Origin of the sequence: Colwellia hornerae (assembly GCF_007954355.1) — a bacterium.
GTDB classification, from domain to species: Bacteria; Pseudomonadota; Gammaproteobacteria; order Enterobacterales; family Alteromonadaceae; genus Colwellia_A; species Colwellia_A hornerae.
The window spans coordinates 42,520-64,364 of the sequence record NZ_VOLR01000006.1 but is presented as its reverse complement, the minus strand read 5'-3'; the positions used below and the strand labels follow the sequence as shown (position 1 = coordinate 64,364).

Annotated in this window: 20 protein-coding genes; 7 read left to right on the top strand and 13 right to left on the bottom strand. The window is 37.3% G+C overall.

Annotated features, from left to right (window positions below):
* Positions 1 to 4 precede the first annotated feature (4 nt).
* A complete protein-coding gene (locus ESZ26_RS05505) occupies positions 5 to 2,509 on the bottom strand; it encodes an exonuclease domain-containing protein (RefSeq protein WP_146798756.1) in 2,505 nt (834 codons plus the stop codon).
* A 323-nt stretch (positions 2,510 to 2,832) separates the two neighbouring features.
* Here ESZ26_RS05505 and ESZ26_RS05500 point away from each other — a divergent pair, with 323 nt between their 5' ends.
* Positions 2,833 to 3,498: a hypothetical protein gene (locus ESZ26_RS05500; protein WP_146798755.1), complete on the top strand. Its 666-nt coding sequence runs from the start codon at positions 2,833 to 2,835 to the stop codon at positions 3,496 to 3,498.
* 18 nt (positions 3,499 to 3,516) lie between these two features.
* On the opposite strand, the gene ESZ26_RS05495 is transcribed toward ESZ26_RS05500, so the two are convergent.
* The 7 genes from ESZ26_RS05495 to ESZ26_RS05465 form a co-directional block, all read right to left on the bottom strand.
* On the bottom strand, positions 3,517 to 4,056 hold the full coding sequence (locus ESZ26_RS05495) for a GNAT family N-acetyltransferase (protein ID WP_146798754.1): 540 nt from the start codon (positions 4,054 to 4,056) through the stop codon (positions 3,517 to 3,519).
* Positions 4,057 to 4,058: 2 nt separating this feature from the next.
* The gene (locus ESZ26_RS05490; protein ID WP_146798753.1) at positions 4,059 to 4,979 is read right to left on the bottom strand and encodes a manganese-dependent inorganic pyrophosphatase; all 921 of its coding nucleotides are present in this window, start codon (positions 4,977 to 4,979) and stop codon (positions 4,059 to 4,061) included.
* A gap of 152 nt (positions 4,980 to 5,131) precedes the next feature.
* A complete protein-coding gene (chrA, locus tag ESZ26_RS05485; RefSeq protein WP_146798752.1) occupies positions 5,132 to 6,322 on the bottom strand; it encodes a chromate efflux transporter in 1,191 nt (396 codons plus the stop codon).
* A 294-nt stretch (positions 6,323 to 6,616) separates the two neighbouring features.
* Positions 6,617 to 7,585: a class 1 fructose-bisphosphatase gene (locus ESZ26_RS05480; RefSeq protein WP_070374921.1), complete on the bottom strand. Its 969-nt coding sequence runs from the start codon at positions 7,583 to 7,585 to the stop codon at positions 6,617 to 6,619.
* 202 nt (positions 7,586 to 7,787) lie between these two features.
* Positions 7,788 to 8,897: a M28 family metallopeptidase gene (locus tag ESZ26_RS05475; RefSeq protein WP_146798750.1), complete on the bottom strand. Its 1,110-nt coding sequence runs from the start codon at positions 8,895 to 8,897 to the stop codon at positions 7,788 to 7,790.
* A 147-nt stretch (positions 8,898 to 9,044) separates the two neighbouring features.
* Positions 9,045 to 9,806, bottom strand: coding sequence for a substrate-binding periplasmic protein (locus tag ESZ26_RS05470; protein ID WP_146798749.1), 762 nt, complete (start codon positions 9,804 to 9,806; stop codon positions 9,045 to 9,047).
* 220 nt (positions 9,807 to 10,026) lie between these two features.
* The gene (locus tag ESZ26_RS05465) at positions 10,027 to 10,923 is read right to left on the bottom strand and encodes a DMT family transporter (RefSeq protein ID WP_146798748.1); all 897 of its coding nucleotides are present in this window, start codon (positions 10,921 to 10,923) and stop codon (positions 10,027 to 10,029) included.
* A gap of 197 nt (positions 10,924 to 11,120) precedes the next feature.
* Between ESZ26_RS05465 and ESZ26_RS05460 the strand changes: the two genes are divergently transcribed.
* The 3 genes from ESZ26_RS05460 to elbB are packed head-to-tail and all read left to right on the top strand — an operon-like array spanning position 11,121 to position 14,423.
* The gene (locus ESZ26_RS05460; protein WP_146798746.1) at positions 11,121 to 12,569 is read left to right on the top strand and encodes an aminotransferase-like domain-containing protein; all 1,449 of its coding nucleotides are present in this window, start codon (positions 11,121 to 11,123) and stop codon (positions 12,567 to 12,569) included.
* A complete protein-coding gene (locus ESZ26_RS05455) occupies positions 12,566 to 13,768 on the top strand; it encodes a multidrug effflux MFS transporter (RefSeq protein ID WP_146798745.1) in 1,203 nt (400 codons plus the stop codon). The genes ESZ26_RS05460 and ESZ26_RS05455 overlap by 4 nt, the downstream gene beginning before the upstream one ends.
* 1 nt (position 13,769) lies before the next feature.
* Positions 13,770 to 14,423: an isoprenoid biosynthesis glyoxalase ElbB gene (gene elbB, locus ESZ26_RS05450; protein WP_146798744.1), complete on the top strand. Its 654-nt coding sequence runs from the start codon at positions 13,770 to 13,772 to the stop codon at positions 14,421 to 14,423.
* A gap of 2 nt (positions 14,424 to 14,425) precedes the next feature.
* Here the strand turns inward: elbB and ESZ26_RS05445 are convergent, their stop codons facing one another.
* The 5 genes from ESZ26_RS05445 to aroQ all read right to left on the bottom strand — a co-directional run bounded on the left by ESZ26_RS05445 (position 14,426) and on the right by aroQ (position 17,340).
* Complete coding sequence (locus ESZ26_RS05445) at positions 14,426 to 14,581, bottom strand: oxidoreductase-like domain-containing protein (RefSeq protein ID WP_146798742.1); 156 nt, start codon at positions 14,579 to 14,581, stop codon at positions 14,426 to 14,428.
* An 18-nt stretch (positions 14,582 to 14,599) separates the two neighbouring features.
* Positions 14,600 to 14,764: an oxidoreductase-like domain-containing protein gene (locus ESZ26_RS05440; RefSeq protein ID WP_146798741.1), complete on the bottom strand. Its 165-nt coding sequence runs from the start codon at positions 14,762 to 14,764 to the stop codon at positions 14,600 to 14,602.
* Positions 14,765 to 14,989: 225 nt separating this feature from the next.
* Entirely contained in the window at positions 14,990 to 16,336 is a 1,347-nt protein-coding gene (gene accC, locus ESZ26_RS05435) for an acetyl-CoA carboxylase biotin carboxylase subunit (protein WP_146798740.1), read from the bottom strand.
* 31 nt (positions 16,337 to 16,367) lie between these two features.
* Positions 16,368 to 16,805, bottom strand: a complete 438-nt coding sequence (accB, locus tag ESZ26_RS05430; protein WP_146798738.1) for an acetyl-CoA carboxylase biotin carboxyl carrier protein — start codon at positions 16,803 to 16,805, stop codon at positions 16,368 to 16,370.
* A 79-nt stretch (positions 16,806 to 16,884) separates the two neighbouring features.
* The gene (gene aroQ, locus ESZ26_RS05425) at positions 16,885 to 17,340 is read right to left on the bottom strand and encodes a type II 3-dehydroquinate dehydratase (protein WP_146798737.1); all 456 of its coding nucleotides are present in this window, start codon (positions 17,338 to 17,340) and stop codon (positions 16,885 to 16,887) included.
* 417 nt (positions 17,341 to 17,757) lie between these two features.
* Here aroQ and ESZ26_RS05420 point away from each other — a divergent pair, with 417 nt between their 5' ends.
* From ESZ26_RS05420 to ESZ26_RS05410, 3 genes are read left to right on the top strand one after another with little or no spacing between them, the layout of a single operon-like run.
* Positions 17,758 to 18,156: a type 2 periplasmic-binding domain-containing protein gene (locus ESZ26_RS05420; protein ID WP_146798736.1), complete on the top strand. Its 399-nt coding sequence runs from the start codon at positions 17,758 to 17,760 to the stop codon at positions 18,154 to 18,156.
* A gap of 1 nt (position 18,157) precedes the next feature.
* Entirely contained in the window at positions 18,158 to 19,342 is a 1,185-nt protein-coding gene (locus ESZ26_RS05415) for a hypothetical protein (protein WP_146798734.1), read from the top strand.
* Positions 19,343 to 19,352: 10 nt separating this feature from the next.
* On the top strand, positions 19,353 to 21,818 hold the full coding sequence (locus ESZ26_RS05410; RefSeq protein WP_146798733.1) for a putative bifunctional diguanylate cyclase/phosphodiesterase: 2,466 nt from the start codon (positions 19,353 to 19,355) through the stop codon (positions 21,816 to 21,818).
* The last annotated feature ends 27 nt before the right edge of the window (positions 21,819 to 21,845 follow it).

Here is a 21,845-nt window from a genome sequence, read left to right as displayed (position 1 = left end):
AGCATTAGTTGTCTGATTGCGTTTTATATATTTTGTCTATAAATTTTGAGTTACTGCTAAAACTTAGTATATCTTTAGCATCATAAATACAATTTACTAAATGTAAACGCATGGCAGGTGTAGAAGGCTTTGGTTTTTCGAAGCCTTTAAATTTTTTCTTATTGGTACGCTCATTTGTCATGCAGTAATTGAAATATATACGTTTTATTTCTATTAGTTTTGCCATCCATTCTGGGTTATAACCAGCGTAAGCATTCCAACGCTTTGAATTAGTTCCACTAGTTACAGGGCGTTCAAGCATGTTTAAATGTCTACGAATAATTTGAAACCAGTTGTCAACGCCATGTAATGAAGCCGACTCAAGTAAGTTCGTTATTTGCTTTATATCCTTATTTTTTATATTACTTAAAGGCAAAACACCAGCGAAGTGTGAATTGAAGTTAGGGCTAACAATCCATTCAGAACGTGTTCCAGGCATAGTTACTCTGTTAGATAACTGATCTTGCCAAAGCAACGTCAGCCTTTCTTTTTTGTTCAATTCTGGAAATTCATGCTGTAGTTCTATGTCTTTTTCTTTTAACCTTTGTGCAGTGGATTTATCGAGTAGTTGATGTCCACCTGCACGCTCAGCAAAGACTTGAAATGCATTTAATTTACCATGTGCTATCCAATCAGAGAAAACGCCACAAATGGCTGTTTTAAAGCCAGCATCATTATCAGCATAAAGATTAACCCTTCCGCTATATTTCAATGTTTCTTTTAATACCTCGAAGTGAGAAAGGATGCTATATGTTTGATGAACTAATAATCCCTTTTGGGGGAGCTGCATCTCTACATCTGCACTACTACTATTTATTGGCTCATTTGCTTCATCATCACTTAAAACATATTGAGAAAAACGTCTAAAGTAACTTTCCTTATTAAACTCTTTTTTGCCTTTATGTTCTTTCTTGATGTATGAGTAATCGCTTGAGAAATCGAAATTAATTGTTGATGCAAAAACATAACCAGATCCATTATCAACTGTAGAAGTATTAATAATTGGTGTTGGCAAAGGCATATTATGATCACCCCAATTACTGAGATAATGCTGCCTATCACTACTTATATTAAGGATTTTAGTAGCAACAGCAAAATCTAAATTTAGTTTATGATAAGCGTCAAATGCGAGTGCTTGTTGATAAAAGAAGTCTATTTTTGCATATATAACTTTTGCTGATATCCCAAACTTTTGTTCGGCTCTATTTATGATCCCTTTATTCATCATGTCGTTAAATAAGGGTAAGTTTATATCGCGCAAATAATGACGTTGTTGTGGATCTAATTTTACTGAGAACCTCGTATCACATGTCTTGCATTGAATTCGTTGAGAGCCTATTTTTTCTTCTGTAGAAATACCACTTATTGGTTTACCTCCTTTGTTTAATTTTTTACTGCTTCTATGTTCAATCGTTGCAACAGGCTTCGTCTTTCCTGACAATTTATATAACTCTGAAAAGCTAAATATTCCTTTACCAACGTTCTCACATTTAGGTTTAAGTCTTGCTTCACCTTTTCTTATTTCAGCAGAATAGGGAATATAATAATGCCGTTCCCCGTAGGGTTTACTAGGATCACCAGAGTTTGAGCAAGAAGGTTCAATTTGTAGTCCTATTAATGAAAGTCTTTCAACTTCTTTGGTATAGGCTCGGTTGTTGATCATGACGGTACTTTGACCGCATAATTTACATGTTAGTAAGTATTCTTTCTTATTTCGATTTGATGTTAATTTGTAATCATTTCCTAAACCTCGCTTTAATTTCCCATCGACTTCGTATGTTGGGTTCTTAGCTACTATTCCAAAGTTTTCGCATTCACTGTTTTTACAAAAATTCTGCTGAACATAAGTTCCATTTTCTTTGCTTTTATAGGCTCTTGGGATTGATAATGCTTTAGTTGGCCTATGTTTATTTTCTTGAGGTGTTGATTTAAGAGGCTTTACATCTTTATCAATGAGCTTAAAGAATAACTCTGCACATAATGATGAATCGAGGTAGGCACTATGAGTAGTTCGTTGTGATATATCTATATTGTATCGTTTACAGGCATTATCTTGGCTGATTCTTTTTCCACCGAACTTTTGTGTCGCCAAATCCATTGCACAGATAACTTTTTCGCAGATATCATTGACGGTAGAAGGGTAATTGATACGATTAAGTTCTGAATTTAGAAACTTCAAATCAAAATCTGCATTATAAATCACTAGATGCGCATCTTTAATAAGAGAAATTAACTGTTCGTGGACATCCTTGAATAGAGGTTTATCTACTAAGACTTCACTGGAGATTTTGTGAACTTGAAAAGCACCTTTTGTAGACTTCTTGCCTTCAGGATTTAATTGTAGATTAAATACATTCCCTGTAGGTTGAGTATCCTTATATTCTATGCAGGCTAGCTCGATGATCCGATGACCACCAGTATGTGGATCTAATCCTGTAGTTTCAGTGTCTAAAAAGACATATCTTGGCATTTTATGTTCTCCTATATTGATATTATAGGACGTTTCTGCCAAAAATTAAGTATCTATCTGATATTTAATGACTAATTGCACGATATTTCACTACAAACCTTCCTTTTAAGACAGGGGTTCAGGTTTTTAATGTATATTTTACAGTTTGTTATAAATAAAAAAGCCACTATTGAAAAATAGTGGCTCCAAGTTCATTCAGTAGCCCGCACCTCGGTGAGCTTTTTTGTGTCTGTACTTAACGGGATATCGACACCGCCATGCTTTTTGTGTTCTCATTGCTTAATGAATAAAGCAATCGATTTAGCTAAGGGAATATGTAGCAAATGATGGGTACTATTGATTACAGTAATTATAATCTAGAGGAGTTACACGAAGCTGCAACTTCAATAGATAGAGAAAAATTTCCTGAAAGAGCGAGTAAGCTAGATCAACTCATCAAAGATTTTACAATATTGACTCTTGAACGAGACCATACTTGGGCTGGAAGTGTGGATAAAACCTATCAAAGGAACATGAAGTTATTTGATTTTGAGATGATTACATCATTATTTTTGCTGGTTTTTATTGTTTGGCGTAGTGTGGTTATTTATTTTTTTGATGCTCATGTGTGGGATGTCGAAGAGTATTTTTGGCCGGTTTATATTATTGTATTAATAGTGACAATTATGCGTTTAAAAAAAGAAAAAACTGAAGCGTTTGAAGATTATCTGAAATTATCCTCAGGAAATATAGAATTTAAATCGTTAGGGGTACTGTCTAAAATTGACTGGTCAGAAACGATTAAAGTCGAGTTAGAGATCTCTAAATATAGTCGTTGTTATCGGTTTTATGATGATAAACCTATTAAGATTATGCCTTTACCTAAGGCATTAATATATGAAAATTATCAAATAAATGAACAGGATATACTTAGATTTATTCGAGCAAGAACAACTTATTTAAAAATACCCTTTGAGGAAAAGACTGAAGCTTGGCGCCTGCTAACGTAGAGCATTAACCATTAACCATTAGGCATTTTGAAGTTGATAGTAAGCGACGTTACATTCAAATAATGGGTCAACATGAAGATATGTTTTGACATAAGACATACCTATATTTTTCATGACACCAATAGAGCCCAGATTTTCTTCATCAGCAATGGCGCTAAATTTTTTGTATTGCGTGTTCGCAGCTAAAGCATTTTTAATGTGTTGGGCCGCTTCACTGGCAAAACCTTTGCCCCATGATGTTTGAAAAAATCGCCAACCGAGTTCTAGGTTATCAAACTCAGGTAAGGCAGAGAAAAAATTCATTGGCCGCACAAGTACCCAGCCAATATATTGATCAGTTTCAGTGATATTTACTTGCCATAAACCCCAACCTTTCGTTGGATTAAGGTACTTTTGCATACGAGGCACTAACACGTTTGTAATGGTCTCGCGTGACGAAGGGCTACCATCACTGATAAAACGCATCACTTCAGGGTCTTGATCAAGTTGATATAATAACTCTGCATCGTCAGCAGACATTAATCGGTAGCTTAGTCGCGCAGAGTTATTGATTTTCATGGTTAAGCTAATGAATCTTGTAGAGGTGGTACTACTTGTTTTTTACGACTCAATACGCCGTCTAGCCATACTTTACCGTCAACAAGTGTTTTGCCATAAGCTTTTTCTGTTAAATCAGCATTGTCGCTAATAACTAACATTTCAGAACCTTCTTTCATAATATCGGTCAGTAATAATAAAACCGTATGACGATTACCTTCGGCTTTTAATTTTGCAATGTCAGCAAATAATTCAAGCTTCATATCGTCAAAGATGGCGAGGTCAAGTACTTCCAACTGACCGATACCCACTAAGTTACCATGCATGTTAAAGTCTTTAAAATCACGTAACACTAAGTCACGTATCGGCGTACCTAATACTGCAGATTTTACTGCAAACATTTCCATACCCAAGGCTTTTGCGTCGCTAATACCTGCAATTTCAGCTAATGCTTCAACACACTTAATATCAGCAGTGGTACAGGTGGGTGATTTAAAAATAACCGTATCAGATAAAATAGCGCACATCATTGCACCAGCAATATTTTTTGGAATTTCTACATCGTAGAAATCGTACATCATTTTAATGATGGTATTGGTACAGCCAACAGGACGAACCCAAATTTCTAAAGGGGTAGAGGTAGTAATATCGCCTAATTTATGATGATCAATAATGCCTAATATTGTCGCTTCATCGATATCATCAGGTCCTTGAATACGGTCTGAATGGTCAACAATATAGATACCTTCGCCAGCAAAACTTGTTTTTAATTCAGGTTGCTCAAAACCAAATTTGTCTAAAATAAATAAAGTTTCTGGTGAAAGTTCCCCTAAACGAGCTGGGACGGTTTCTTCACCTAGCGTGGTTTTTAAATAGGAAAGGGCGATAGCTGAACAGATTGAATCTGAATCAGGTGTTTTGTGTCCAACAGCGTAATTAGGCATAAGTTTTCTCGTATTAGCGTTTATATTGAGGCTATATTTTAAATTGGCGATATTTTAGCAAATAAACTATGGCAGTGAAAAGTTAAAGCTCACATTATCGGCACTAAATCATATCAATACCACTAAGTCACTTATGACTCACGATAACCGAGTTAGTAGAATTGCGTTAATAAACCAACGCCAATGAATGTTAATACTAAAACGATAATGGGCAGTTTGACTATCCGTAATAAATAAAAACCCATAAGCACAGAAAATAATTCAAATAGTGAACTAACAGCACTAGTAAAAATAGGGTGATAAAGCGCTGAAAATAACAAACCAACCACAGCTGCATTTACCGCCATAACCGCACTGGTTACTTTGGGCTTTGTTGCTAATGATTGCCATGTACTTTCAAAAGTAAGTACCAATAAAAATCCAGGTAAAAATATTGCTAAGGTTGCTACGGCGGCCCCTATTAAAGGCGCTTGTGTAAATAGCTCTGCACCTAGAAAAGTCGCTAGGGTAAACATTGGACCAGGAACTGCTTGCGCTGCGGCATAACCGGTAAGAAAAATATCGTTCGATAACGCTTCACCAATTGTTTGTTGCAACAGCGGCAATACAACGTGCCCGCCACCAAATACCATACTGCCTGCTTGAAAAAACTGATTGAATATGACGATGATATTAGCTGAGTCAATCGGTGTTCCAATTACGGCTGCTAGTGGTAAAGCAAAGAGGATAACTAAGAACAACATCAATGGCAGTGTTTTAAACTGTCTTGAGGTAAGGGCTGAGGATTGGGTAACTTCACAGGAGACTGATTTTAACGATGGATTGACAAAAAAACCAAAGCCTGCCGCGATAATCAAGATGAAAATCTGCGTAGTTAAACTCGGTAACGTTATTAACGCAATCGCTGTTATAAGCGCAATAAGTCTGTGGATATAGTTATTACAAAAACTTTTAAACATGGTTAAGCAAGCGTCAGCCACTACCACCACAGCCAGTAATTTTAAACCACCTATAACATGATTAACCCAAGGTTGTTCAGCACCGCTAATAGTAGTGGCGAGTAAATAGAGAAGAATAAATGACGGTAAGGTGAAACCGATAAATGCGGCAATGCCACCAGGCAGTCCAGCCTGTCTTATACCAATCGCAAAACCTAATTGACTAGAACCAGGGCCAGGTAAAAATTGGCTTAACGAGATCAAATTTGCATAGCTTGTTTGATCTAACCACTTTAGTTTATCGACAAATGTGTTTTGGAAATAACCAATATGTGCGGCAGGTCCACCAAAACTAATACAACCTAAAAAAAGAAAACGCCAAAATACTTCAAATACTTTTTTCATAAAAATTTCGTCAAAAGCCAGCCAATTATATAAACTATTATATCGTAAAATTATTAAGGGAATATTAAATTTACGGGTAAAAAAAAAGCTCAATTAATTGAGCTTTTTTATTGGTATAAGAAAAGTGTGAGTTACTTGTAATAAGCTAAACAGGTTTCAACTTTGTTTGTCGAGCCCTGTTAATTGGACTTCGACACGTTGATGCATGCTAATTTTTGATTATTTATAATAAGCTAAACAGGTTTCAACTTCATTTTAGAAATCTGTTAATTGGACTTCGACACGTTAGTAAAGTTATTTATAATAAGCTAGGCACGCTTCAACTTCGTTTTTCGAGCCCATAATCACTTCGACACGTTGATGAATGCTGTTGGGTTCCATATCCATAATGCGTCCTTCACTGGTCATTGCCAGTCCACCCGCTTGTTCAATAAGAAAACTCATTGGGTTTGCTTCATACATTAAGCGTAGCTTGTGTGGTTGTTGTGGGTTTTTACTGTCTTGTGGGTAAGTAAAAATACCACCGCGTGTTAAGACACGATGAATGTCGCCAACCATAGCGGCAATCCAACGCATGTTGAAGTTTTTACCACGAGGACCGGTATCACCAGCAAGTAAGTCACTGATGTAATTTTGCATCGGCGCTTGCCAAAAGCGTTGATTTGACATGTTAACAGCAAATTCTTGTGTGTCCACTGGCACTTGAACATTACGTTCAACTAATAAAAAACCACCATGGGTACGGTCAAGTACATAAAAATGGGTACCGCTACCCGTCGTCATTACCAACATAGTTGACGGACCATATAAGACATAACCCGCACAAAGTTGTTTGTTACCCGCTTGCTTAAACATGTCTGGATCACTAGCATCCATATCACTTGGTGCTTCATGGATAGAGAAAATCGTGCCAATTAACGAGTTTATCTCGATATTAGAGCTACCATCAAGTGGATCAAAAGAAACCAGATACTTACCATTTTTTTCGCCGGCAACAGAGCTATCTTCTTCTTCAGAAGAAATCGCTTTAACAAAGCCAGACTCTAATAGAATATCTTTTAGTAATTCATTTGCAACAACATCTAATTCTTTCTGAACTTCACCTTGAATGTTTTCATCCAAAGTTGACCCCATCAAATCACTTAAGTGGCCTTGGCTAACACGAAATGAAATTTCTTTAGTTGCCGCTAAAATCGTTTTGATCAGCGAAATTAAATCGAGTGGAACATTATCTTGACGTAAAGCTGGTGCTAGTCGTTGCATCGGGTTACCTAATTGATTTAGAGTAAAACTCTTGTAAATAGAGTGATAAAATTGTTGGCTACTTAATGCCGTTAAATAGCAAATAATAGCGGGTGCACGTTAATTCATTATATTCTTTTATTTTCGAAGGTAGCGATGAAAGCATTCAACTTTACCTAAGTGCCAATGATAACAAAAATAATGGAATGACTTGAATAAATATTTATTTTCCATGTAAATATTTATCAGGATCAGCTAATAATTCAATTAATACCTCAACATTATTATTAAGCTGTTGCTTAACACGTCCCGGAAATATTTCATCAAGTTTATCTAAACGGTCAAATTGGGTATGCCAAATATTTCCCCAGTTTTTCTCGGATTTTTTATCACAAGCCGTTGAGTTCTTTTTATCATAACAAGTCCACAGTTTTTTTGCGGTTGATTGAGAGTAACCATCATAGCCATTCTGGCCATTAATTGAAAAGTTGGTTGATTCTACATACGCGATAGGAATACCAGCACAGGCAAAGCTAGCATGATCAGACCAAGAGCCAGTTACCCCTTCAGGATAGCCTTCGTAGTCAGGATGAATAACATACTTGTTCTGTTCACCTAATACTTGAATTGACGCCTTGAGTAAGGCATTTCGCATAAAAGTATCACTGTTATAAGTTTCGCTTTTACAGTCATCATAAGGTTGTGAATGCGCGCTATGCACATAAACCTTGTCGCCACCGGCAATGGTGTCAAAATTAATCATCGCTGCGATTTTGTCTAATTTGTTATTGGTTAGTAGGTCGTTGACGTAATAATTTGAACCTTGCAAACCAATTTCTTCTGCGCCAAAGGCAATAAAGCGAATACTATAATTATTTGGCATTTTTGTGGTTAATGCTTGCGCTATCGCTAACATTGCCGCAACACCTGCGCCGTTATCTGTGGCGCCCATTGAACCCGTTTTCATTGCCGTTGAATCATAATGTGCGCCAAGTATTATGGTTGGCTTTGTTGCATCACCCCATTCGGCAATAATATTTTTTGATTCACCGATCATTTTTCTACTGTTATATGAAAAATTTTGCTCGGTAACACGGTAACCAAACTTTTCAAATTTCGCTTTAATATAGCTTGCTGTTTGCTGTTCTTTTTCTGTTCCTGCTTCACGAGCACCTATGCCATCGGTAGGTGAAACGAGTTGTTTAAGATAGCTATAAGCAGCAGTTTCATTGCTATCTGTTTTGGTTTTATCGTTTGATAGCGAGCAAGACGTTACTAGCAATAAAGAACTGGAAAGCAAACAAGGCAGCACTGAGCGATGGAAATATTTCATATTACCCTTAAATTTTAAGACGAGATAAAAGCGGATTATTTAAGGTAATAGAATAATGGAGTCACTTGCTATTAACAACTACGCGCGATAATAAATGCTCGATAACTGACCTTAGGTGGTATTTAGCAGTTAATAAATCGATTGATATTAAATGTAGGCATTCATAATGCTTTCAATACTGCCATTTACCTTTAATAGTTCAATGGCATCATTGATTTGGGGTAAAAGGTATTTTAGCTCTTTTCTTAGTCTAATCCTTAAATAACCATCAGAATGGACCGGGCCTAAAATTATCGGTACTGATAATGTTTTAGCCCAATATTGTGCTGGTTTATCACCACTAATAGCAAAGGAGATCCTTTTTCTAAAGAGTGCTTTTACTAACTCTTTTTCTGAAGGGTAATCTAGGCGATTAAATAAATTATCATTGTGATAATAGTAACCTCGAACAGTACCTATATGTTGGTCGGTTAATTGTTGGTCTTCTCCTAAGTTTTTGGGAAGAGCTGTCCCGGCCAAATAAATAATATGTTCTTTAATTGGGATAACGGGGTCACTAAAAACATAGTCGTTAGACTGTTGCACTTTAGACAACCAATCAGGATTAATTAAATCAAAATCAACAAGGCCATTCTTCAGTGATAAATTAGTGCGCTTTGGCGGTAAGACAATTTCTTTACCGCTGATATTGGCAGTGGCCAGTATTATGGCTACGGCATCAACGACAATACCGCGCTTTTCACCGCTATTAATGTAATAGGGATACCAAGCACTTGAGCCAGAAGGGTCAAACTTTAAGGTTACTATGGGTAAATAATGATTATTATCTACTGGTTGGCCAGCAGCCCTTGTCGTCAAAAGCAACAATAGCGCTAATATTAACAATTGACACCATGAGTTATTTAACATCTTGCCCCTAATTAATGATTTTTTAAAAATTAATCACCTTAAAAAAGAGTAGCACTTCAATAACATTATGTCTTTATTTTCACTAAATTTGTATCAAAAATAACAGCGTAAATCATCATTTTTATAAACTGCTGCGCTATTATTTATAAATGACTATGCAACACTATTGTCAAACAACAAGTAGCACTGGTGAGCAAAGGTGCAAAATTTAATCATACTTTTATGGTGTCATTATTACATTTTTTTTTCTAGGTTTAGTTAACACGGCAATATTCCCAGCGACAATAATTAATAAGCCAATGACAGTATAAATATTCCAGCTAAAACCTTCAAAAATTGTTGAGATAACGACCGCAACTGCAGGAAACATCACACTTGCGTATGACGCTTTATGGGCACCAATGTTATTTAAAAGTGTTAAGTAACTGGCAAAGGCAATAATAGAACCAAAAACCGATAGGTAAATCAGCGAACTGATATAGGGTAAGGTATATGAAAAACTAAATGATTTTCCTTGTGCCAGCAGTAATACCGTCATAAAGATTGAGCCATAAAACATCCCCCAAGCATTGGCTTGCATCATAGGTAAATTCATCAGTTTATTTTTCATAGAGACCATATTGCCTGTTGAAGCAAATAATGTCCCAACGAAGCAAAGTGATAAACCCAGTAATGTTTCCGCCCCTAACTCGGTATCGTTAATTTGTGGCCAAAATAAAACCACAATACCGGTTAAACCAAGTAAAGCACCTAGATAAGTTTGTTGAGTGATTTTAGTTTTAAACCAGATGCGGGCATTGACCACATTGAAAAACATAATCATTGAAAACGCGATCGAGGCAAGTGCTGAGTTTATATGCTGTTGAGCTGAATATAAGAAATAGTAATTACAGCCAAACAACATTAAACCAAAAAACAAAAATTGTAAGTGTTGTTTTCTGTTAAAGGCAAGTGAGAGCTTTTTAACACGACAATAAGCAAATAACAGAAGTGCAGCTAAGCCAAAACGATAAACAATCGATGCTTCGGCAGGAACGTCACCTAATTGATAATTAATGGCGATCCAAGTTGTTCCCCAGATAAGTACGGTGATCACATATAATAGTGTGTTGTTCATTATTCTTTCCTGAAAAATTTAAGCGCGATCTTCTCAATTAATTTTGACTAAATCACTGTAACAGCATTTCTTATATGAAGTACTATTTCTTAAGGTCGACCCATTTGTAGAATGCTAGTTTATAGATTGTTCTGTTGTGTAACAGATACAGAAAATATAAAATGTAACCTATACAGTTTTTGTTGCGGTGAAATAAAATGCGACTTTTAGATAAATCTTCTTCAGAATTTTTATACCAGCAAGTCATCGACTTTGTTGAAGACCAAGAAAAAAGTGGTGCAATAAGAGCGGGAGATAAACTACCTAGTTTACGTAAACTCAGCAGACAATTTGAGATAAGTATACCGACAGTAAAACAAGCGTATATTGAATTAGAGCGTCAGGGGAGTATTTCTGCAAGACCACAATCAGGCTATTATTTAAAAGCTAAACAAGCACGAACCTTAAAACCTATGCGGTCATTATGGGCAAGTTGTCAGCCAGTTGAAATCTCATGTCGAAGCATAATAGAACAAGTTTATGAAGCTGTTCATTTACCTGACACGGTCGCGTTGGGCATTTCTAACCCAGTTAATGCACATCCACCAGATAAAGCCTTAGCGCGCTTAATGCGTTCAGTATTAAGTAAGAATGCCGAAAAAGCGGTGAGCTACGGCCCCGTAAATGGTGACCCAAAATTACGTTTAAATCTTGCTTATCGTTATCATGAACAAGGCGTAGCGATTAATCATGACGATATAATTATTACCAGTGGCGCCCAAGAAGCACTCTCAATTGCCTTACAGTGTGTCGCTGAACGCGGTGATATTATCGCCGTTGAATCACCGTGCTTCTTTGGTTTGATTGAATTAATTGAAAGTTTGGGCATGAAAGCTTTGGAAGTTTATACCTGCACTGAACAAGGTATTTGTGTTGAAGAACTCACTAAGGTTATCGAGCAACACCCGGTAAAAGCGTGTTTGTTTTCTACCGCTATCTCTAACCCACTTGGCTCTATGATGACTAATCAACAGCGCCAGAACATGGTCAGCTTATTAGAAAAACATGATATTCCACTTATTGAAGATGAAGTTTACAGTGACTTATATTTTAGCAAGGACCGGCCAGTACCTGCGCAGCTTTATTCCAAAAAAGGTCTAGTCCTGACGTGCTCATCTTTTTCAAAAACGGCTGCACCTGGTTATCGGGTCGGTTGGCTATTACCGGGCAGATTTGAAGAAGCAGCGAAGCGTATTAAACGCGCACAGTCTTGTTCAACACCTATGTTACAGCAATGGACATTAACCGATTATTTGATGAGTGGCGAATATGATCGTCACTTACAAGTGTTAAGAAAAACCTTACGTTATAACTGTGAACGGATGCGCGCTTTAATCGCCAGTCATTTTCCACCAGAGGTCTGTATTTCACAGCCTCAAGGAGGCAGTGTCTTATGGGTACGTTGTCGTTCTCATGTTGATACCAGTAAATTCTTTACTCAGGCTATTGCCAAAGGTGTGAGCTTTGCCCCGGGTGAAATATTTTCACCAACGGGGCAATACAAAAACTTTATGCGTATCAGCTATGGGGTGAAATGGTGTGAAAAAATTGATAAAGCGATTGCTGATCTTGGCAAACTTGTTCACGATTACCCGGAAAAATCATGAATCACCTAAAAATTAGCGAGCAAACCGAGCTTTCATTAAAATTATTGTTGCCCTTATTAGCCGCCGTTATTGCCATTTCACCACTGGCAATCGATATGTATTTGCCGGCAATGCCGATATTAGCAGAACATTTGTCAACAGATATGCCAATGGTACAAAATAGCCTGAGTATTTATTTGCTAGGCTACGCTTTAGGTCTGTTATTTTTCGGCCCACAAGCAGATAAGCGCAGTAGAAGAAAATTAGTGATGCTCGGTATCTCGGGTTTTATCGTGATGAGCATAGCGATAACGTTTGTCACCAGTATTGAACAGTTTTTATCCTGTCGATTTTTTCAGGCATTTATTAGTAGTGCGGCAACAGTCGTTGTGCCAGGTACGATAAAAGAGCGTTATGGCAAAGATACCGCCAAAGGGTTTTCTTATGTATCTATGATTATGATGGTAGCGCCTATGATAGCGCCCGCGATTGGTTCCGTGCTACTGCTGCATAGCTGGCAGCTTATATTTTTAAGTTTAGCGGCCTATAGCTTTATTATTTTACTCTTGGTTTATCGCTTTTTGCCCGAAGTTAAGCGTGAGAAAAATTTAGTACCAGTTAGTTTTTTGCAACGCTATAAAATTGTCTTATCTAATAAAAAGTCACAGCTAAATATTGTCACTTCTATGGTTATTTCTTTGGCTTTTTTTGCTTATATTACCGCTATCCCTTTTGTCTATCTGACAGTTTTTAACGTCTCTGAATTTGAATTTAGCCTATTATTTGCCGTGAATGTTTTAGCATTAATGACCGCCCATTTTATTAATACCCGTTTAGTTAGTCGTAAAGGCTCATTTAAAATGTTGACCTACGGTTTAATCGTTGCGTTATGTTTTTCTTCTTTGTTAGTGGCGGTGAACTTCTTACAGCTGCCATTAATGTTCACTGCGGTTGCGGTATTGCCGTTGATGGGGAGTTTATCAATGATAGCGGTAAATGCTGATGCACTTATTATGCAAGAATTTACCCGCGAATCAGGTACGGCTAGTGCGGTAATAGGTACCCTTCGCTTTGGCATTGGCGCATTGGCAGGGCCAATATTAGCGTATTTTTATGATGGTAGCGCTTTACCGTTTGCATTATTAATGTGGTGCTCGATAATAGTTGTTTTATTGTGTCAGTTACCTAATATGACAAAAAGTATAGAAATTAAGGATTAACATGAAAAAAATAGCGATTATTTTATCTGGTTGTGGCGTTTATGACGGTAGTGAAATACATGAAAGTGTTTTAACGTTATTAGCGATTGAACAGCAGGGGGCAAGCTATCGTTGTTTTGCGCCTAATATTAATCAGCATCACGTGATTAACCATTTAACTGGCGCGGTTAGTGAAGATGAAACACGTAATGTTCTGGTTGAATCTGCGCGTATTGCTCGTGGTGACATTGAAGATATTACCGAGCTCTACCATGAAGAATTTGATGCGTTAATTTTTCCAGGTGGTTTTGGCGCCGCAAAGAATCTCTGTGGCTTTGCCCTTGATGCAGAAAACTATCAAATTAATGCTGAAGTACTTGTCGCTGCACAACGCTTCATTAAAGCGGATAAACCACTCGGTTTTATGTGTATTGCCCCGGCAATGATCCCCCTTATTTATGGTGAGGATGTACAAGCAACCATAGGTAAAGACCGTGATATCGCGGAATCGTTAATAAAGCGCGGTTTAGCACACGTTGATTGTGAAGTAGGCGATATTATTGTTGATGGAAAACGTAAACTTGTTTCAACACCGGCTTACATGCTAGCGACGTCACTTGTTGAAGCAGCCAGCGGTATTAATAAATTAGTAAAAAAAGTGATTTTACTCAGCTAATATTATTCAGCTTTGACATCTGTTTGCAATTTAACTTGCTGTAAACGCCACTTTTCGTATTCGCTATAGTAGTGGTCCCATACACAAGGGCAACAAGCGCCACCGCCGCAACAGTCATCGTCGGCAGGAAGAGAGGGTTCTTTAAGTAGTTCAGTCATACACAAAATCGCTTAATCTTAATTTGCTTCGTTGTCTTTGGCTTGCTTTTCTTTTAGTGCGACTTGTTGAAGGCGCCATTCTTTGCGTTTTGCATAGAAATTGTCCCAGACGCAAGGTGTACATGCGCTGTCACAACATTCACCATCGGCAGGAGGTAAAGGTTTTTCAAGTAATTCAGTCATATTTTAAAATTCAGTGAGTAAGGTGTAGGTCAGCGATTATCATCTATGGTAACACGACATCACTGCTATTTGGATGTTGGGACTTCACTTTTGTCGTTAACTAAAACGTTGACTGCTTGGCTCAGACATAACAGCTCTTTCACTTGCATGTGACCGCTTAATACTGTTATCCCTGAAATAAAAAAGCCCTACGATGCAGGGCTTGATTGTTAAATTTACTGGAGCTTATTCGGCTTCAGCTAATTTTTTTTCTAGGTAATGGATATTTGCGCCGCCATTAACAAAACCTTTGTCGTTTAAGATATCTTGATGTAAGGCTATGTTGGTTTTAATACCATCAATTACTAATTCGGCTAGGGCATTGCGCATACGTGCAATTGCAACATCTCTGTTATCACCCCAAGTGATCAGTTTACCGATCATAGAGTCATAATTTGGTGGCACAGAGTACTCAGCGTAAATATGAGAATCCCAACGAACCCCCAATCCTCCAGGAGGATGGAAACGAGTGATTTTGCCCGGTGAAGGAACAAAAGTACGCGGGTCTTCAGCATTAATACGACATTCAATTGAATGGCCAGCGATTTTAATGTCATCTTGGGTATAAGATAACGGTTGACCAGCAGCAACACGTAATTGCTCTTTGATCAAATCAACACCGGTGATCATTTCAGTGACTGGATGCTCAACTTGAATACGGGTATTCATTTCAATGAAGTAGAATTCTCCGTTTTCGTACAAGAATTCAAAAGTGCCGGCGCCACGATAATTAATATCAATACAAGCTTTACAACAACGTTCACCAATTTTAGCACGCATTTCAGGCGTAATACCCGGTGCAGGAGCTTCTTCAACTACTTTTTGATGGCGACGTTGCATAGAACAATCTCGCTCACCTAAGTGAATTGCAGCACCTTGACCATCGGCCATTATTTGAATTTCAACATGACGAGGGTTTTCAAGGAATTTTTCCATGTAAACCATGTCATTTTTGAAAATGGTACCGGCTTCTCTTTTGGTTAATGCAATAGCGTCAACTAAATCTTCTTCGCTGCGCACAACACGCATACCACGACCACCACCGCCGCCAGCAGCTTTAACGATAATCGGGTAACCAATACGTTTAGCATGAGCTTTATTGGCTGCTTCATCATCATTAAGTGGGCCATCTGAGCCTGGAACACAAGGAACACCCGCTATTTTCATCGCTTTAATCGCTGCAACTTTATCACCCATAATACGGATGCTTTCAGCTTTTGGACCGATAAAGGCAAAGCCTGACTTTTCAACCTGTTCTGCAAAATCAGCATTCTCGGCTAGAAAACCATAGCCAGGATGTATTGCTACGGCGTTAGTGACTTCTGCAGCCGTTATTATGGCAGGAATATTAAGGTAGCTGTCAGGCGCTGGTGCTTTGCCGATACAGATAGTTTCATCGGCTAATAAAACATGTTTTAAGTTTCTGTCAGCCGTAGAATGCACAGCAACAGTTTTTATACCGAGTTCTTTACATGCACGTAATATTCTTAGTGCAATTTCGCCTCGATTGGCGATAACAACTTTATCTAACATGGAATGATCCTTTTGTTTGATATCTATAGGATTATTCAATGATGAATAGCGGCTGGTCAAATTCTATAGCGTCTTCGTTACCCGCTAGAATTTCTTTAATAACACCAGATTTATCAGCTTCAATTTGGTTCATCATTTTCATTGCCTCAAGAATACATAAAGTATCACCAGCATTGACATGTTTACCTACTTCGACAAATGCAGGTGAATCAGGTGATGCTGAAGCGTAAAAAGTACCAACCATTGGCGAACGAACAACGTGTCCTGAAATAACAGCTGGTGCAGTTTCAGTCGCTACAGGTGCGGCAAGAGGTGCGGCAGCAGGAGCAGATTGCATCATTGGAGCAGCTTGTACCATAGTACCGCCACGACAAATACGTACTGATTCTTCACCTTCAGAAATTTCTAATTCGTTAATCCCTGATTCTTGTACTAATTCAATTAATTTTTTTATTTTACGAATATCCATTTGAATACCTTTTTATCAATGTGTAATTTATGTTGTAAATAGAGCCGCTAAATCTAGGCCACTCTCTGTTGTTTTTTCATTAACTTTTATGATCAGTCAACCATCTATAAGCTGACGCTAACGCATATTTATAACCATCGGCACCTAAGCCGCAAATAACACCAATAGCTTTGTCTGATAGATACGAATGATGTCTAAACGACTCTCTGGCATGGACATTTGAAAGATGAACTTCAATATATGGAATGTCTACAGAAAGTAGTGCGTCACGTATCGCTATACTAGTATGAGTGAATGCAGCTGGATTAATGACAATAAAGTCTATTTCATTATGAGCTTGATGTATTTTTTCTATCAGCAGGTGTTCAGCATTTGATTGTAAATGACTTAATTCAATTCTCAGTGGCAAAGCTTGCAAGGTTAAATCGTCAATAATATTGGTTAATGATTGCGCACCATAAATTTCAGGCTCGCGTTTCCCTAACATATTTAAGTTAGGGCCATTTATCACTAAAACTTTAAACTTTGTAGTCATTTTCTGAGAAAAACCTATTAAATAGCAAATTAACAAATATCATCACATAAAAACTAGAGTGATGGAATAGCTAATAACAAAATCGAGCATTTCTGCTGTTAGGCGATTATTATAGTGTTTTCGCAGAATATAGCAGCAAAATACTGGTCTGATCTGTTGTTGTTAATTTTTTATAGATAAGATGATAATAAAGTTTTGTATTTTGGATAAAATTTACTACACTATCATTATCTATATTTATTAGTTAATTCATTGGTTTAGCGGTTTTTATATACAGGTGGATATATAATTGTCGGTTGCTTGGTATCTTGTAGCGGTTTACTACTAGTCGTTACCGAGCACTTCGTTAGATAAACAAATAACTATTTATTTCTCATTCACAAGGATTTAGTTATCAACCAAATTCTAATCAGATTAATGGTACTTGCTGTTTTTTTTGGTAGTCCGACAATCTATGCCGTCGACGTTATTACCAATATAACTGCGGATACTGCGTCAATAACAACCACTCAGTTACGTCGCATCTATTCAATGCGTCAAATTAAATGGGCCAATGGCGTACCAATAACAATTTTTGTTTTATCAAGTACTCATCCCACTCACCAAAAATTCTGTAAAGATACCTTGCGCTTATTTCCGTATCAACTTGACCGTATCTGGGACAAGTTAACGTTCTCAGGTATGGGGATTTCACCAACTGTTGTGATGAGTGAAAAAGCGTTAATTAAAGCCGTACAGTCAACAACAGGTGCTATTGGTTACATTGAAAATATTAATGAGGTAAGTGATGTCAATCTGCTTAAAATTGATGAATAAAATGAGTTGTAAAGTAATTTGCTTATTGGCATTGCTTACGTTTAATGTGCAGGCACAAGAGGGGCATTTTGCAGACCCCTTAAAAATACATGGCTTTGTTGCGCAAGGCGTTATTGATGTCGATAACAGTAATTTTGTTAATGATGATGGTGAGATTTCATTAAAGTTAACCGAAATAGGACTCAACACCTCATATCAATTATCAGACGATTATCGTTTTGCGGCACAAGCGGTCTATTTAAATGGCGGTAATCGATATAATGAAGGCTTGCGTATTGATTATTTTTTAATAGACTGGAATGCTTATAGTTCAGAGCAGTGGCAGGCTAATTTATACGTTGGTCGTTTTAAAAATGCGCACTGGCTGCATTCAAGTACCCGTGATATTCCTTTTGCACGGCCCTCAATTTTATTACCGCAAGGGACTTATTTTGATGGTTTTCGTGACATCGCAATAGGAGGCGATGGCGCTGCATTAAAATTGACTTACAACAGCGATGAATATGGCGAATTCGATTTCAATTTTAGCCGTGGTAAAAGTCCGATTGATAGTGACGATTCAGAGGTTATTCTTAGTAACTTCGCACAAGGAAATATAGAACATGAACTTGACACACAGGCGAGCTTTTATTGGCGCCCGGTATTTTCACAATGGCGCTTTGGTTTAACCTTATTAGATTCAGAGTTCAACTATATGGGTGAAAGTCCTGATTTTTTTGTTGATGGGCGATTTGTCTTTCAGTTTTATACAATGAATGCTTTATATGAAGGAGAACATTGGGAGTTTACTACTGAAATTTTACAAACTAGGTTTTTAACTGAAGGTTTTTATGCTCCTCAGTATCATCAAGACAACATCGGACAAGGTGGTTATTTTCAAGCGGTGTACAAGGTTGATCAACAACTTAAGTTTATTGGTCGCTATGAGAATTTCTACACCAATAAAGATGATAAGCAAGGTGATAAATTACAACAACAAAGCTTTGGCACCGTACCTGATTACTTTGCTTATCAACATGATGCAATGCTAGGTTTTTCATATGATTTTTCAGATGGCTTGAGAGTTAATGCTGAATACCATTGGGTAAAAGGTACTGCCCGCTTGAATCCAATTGTGTTACCCAACCCTGAAGCGAACAGCGAGCATTGGAAAATGTGGGCGATACAATTAATGTACTGGTTCTGATGGGATTAATATGATGAAAAAAAGATTTATTAGTGTCCCTGTCAAATTGCTTGTTTTAGTTGTTGGCGCATTACTACTGTTAAGTACTATTTTTGCTTATCTGTCTTTATCAAATTTAAATCAAGAATTCACTCAATATCAAAGTGATACTCTACGTAAAGGTCAGGCGCAATTTTCGGTACAAAGTGATGTTTTACGTCAACAACGACGTGTGTGGCTAGAATCTTTTTCCGATATTGTTCGCTTGAAAGAGCAGCAAAATTTTGATGTGTTGGTAGAAGAGTTTTCGGCACAATTTGATACCTTACAAATGAATCAAAATGTTGAAAATGTGTGGTTGGTTGCAGCCAATAATGAAAAATTATATCTGTCTGATCCTATTCCTAAATTTGTTCAAGCCAGTATTGAAAATGTCCTTGAACGACAACAACCAGAGTATTCATTATATTGTGAAACTCAATGTGTGCAGTTAATCACAGTACCGGTATTAAATGGCAAAGGAGATATGGCTGTTGTCGCGATGACAGTGTCACTTGTCGATATGGTTTACGATATTAATAAAGCGCTTGTCAATGAATTAGTCATGGTGAGTTTTTCTCGTGCTGATCAACCTTTATCGACCATCAGTGGCAAAGAGACCTTTAAACTGTCCGAAGCTAAATTTCTTTTCTCGACCGATACCCAACTCGTCAGTGAACTGTTTGTTGCTAGCCCAGAGGTTTTCAATACAGAGACAATTAAAACCGAAGGTATAAAGGTCTCTGTTAATGATAACAGTTATCTTATTAATTTAATTCCCATCGCTAATAATGATCAACGTTTTTTCTACCTGGCACTCATTGATGATGTCACTGTTTTTAAAGATAACTATCAGGAAAACCGTCAACAATTTTTAATTTTTACCTTAGTTGTACTTATTGCTTTTGTGATTGTTATACATTTTGTTGCTAGCCCATTTACCCGTCGCTTACTGGTGTTGTCAGATGTTTTACCTTTATTAGCAAAAAAAGAATTTGGCCAGTTTCGTCAAACAGACCTACAAAGAAATGGTAAATATATTGATGAGCTAGATATTTTGGCAAATGCAGCCACAGAACTAAGTTTTGAACTTGAACAATTAAATATTGAAATTGATCAAAAAACTAAAGAGCTCGAAAATATTGCCATGTATGATTTATTAACCGGATTGCCTAACCGTAATATGCTTAACTATCAATTACGTAAAGCATTTATGAATGTTTCACGCAGTGATGGGCAAATTGCCGTTTTATTTTTAGATCTTGATGACTTCAAAAAAGTAAATGATAGCCATGGTCATACCGATGGCGACAAGTTGTTAATTCAAGCCGCTAATCGTTTGCGATCCAGTATTAGACGAGTGGATATGGCTTGCCGTTTTGGTGGCGACGAATTTGTGGTGGTACTCGGGCATATAGATAATGAAAATGATGCGGTGCTGGTCGCAAAAGAAATTTTAGAGGCATTTAAAGCACCTATTGAAATACAAAATAGCCTTTTTTATATAAGTACTAGTATTGGTATCGCCTTCGCTCCTCAAGAAATGACCAAGTCTGAAGATCTCATTAGCTATGCCGATATAGCTATGTATGAAGCTAAAGGTGATGGTGGCGCTAAATATCATATTTACCATGAAGAAATGTATAAAAAAGTTGCGCTTCGAGTGATGATGGAAAGTGAAGTAAGACAGGCTTTAGCTAAAAATCAATTTAGCTTAAGTTTACAACCACAATTAGAGGCAAAAACAAAAAAACTATACGGCTTTGAAGCATTACTCCGCTGGCAGCATCCGGAGCGAGGTATGGTTTCACCGGAAGATTTTATTCCTCTTCTCGAAAACTCTCAGTATATGGTTGAGCTTGGCTATTGGGTGATCAGACGCTGCTTTGAGCTTTGCCAAACATTTATAGATAAGGGCTTAACTGATGTCCGTATTGCGATAAACTTGTCGGCAGGACAATTCGCAGATCCTCACTTAACCGATTATTTAATCGATTTACTTGCTGAGTTTTCGCTTGAAGCTAATCACTTCGAACTTGAGTTAACAGAGCAAACCTTAGTAAAAAATATTGATAGCGCTATTGAAATGATGAATGGTTTAAGAGATATAGGTTTTAGCTTTGCCATTGATGACTTTGGTACCGGTTATTCGTCATTAGCTTATTTGAAAAAAATGCCAGTAGACGTTATTAAAATAGATAAAAGCTTTGTTTTTGGCATGTTAGAAAATCGAGCTGATTATCAAATTATTATGTCAACCATTGCTATGGTGAAAAAATTAGGTTTACTGGTCATCGCAGAAGGTGTTGAAACGAGTGCCCAATTACGCAGTTTAACGGAAAACGACTGTGATATTATTCAAGGATATTATTTTTCTAAACCTATTCCTGAAACCAAATTGATGGAATTTATTGATACAAAAATCGTCAATGGTTATTGGAAAGTATCAGTACTTTAACCCGCAGGAGTATGCGAGTTAAAGTGT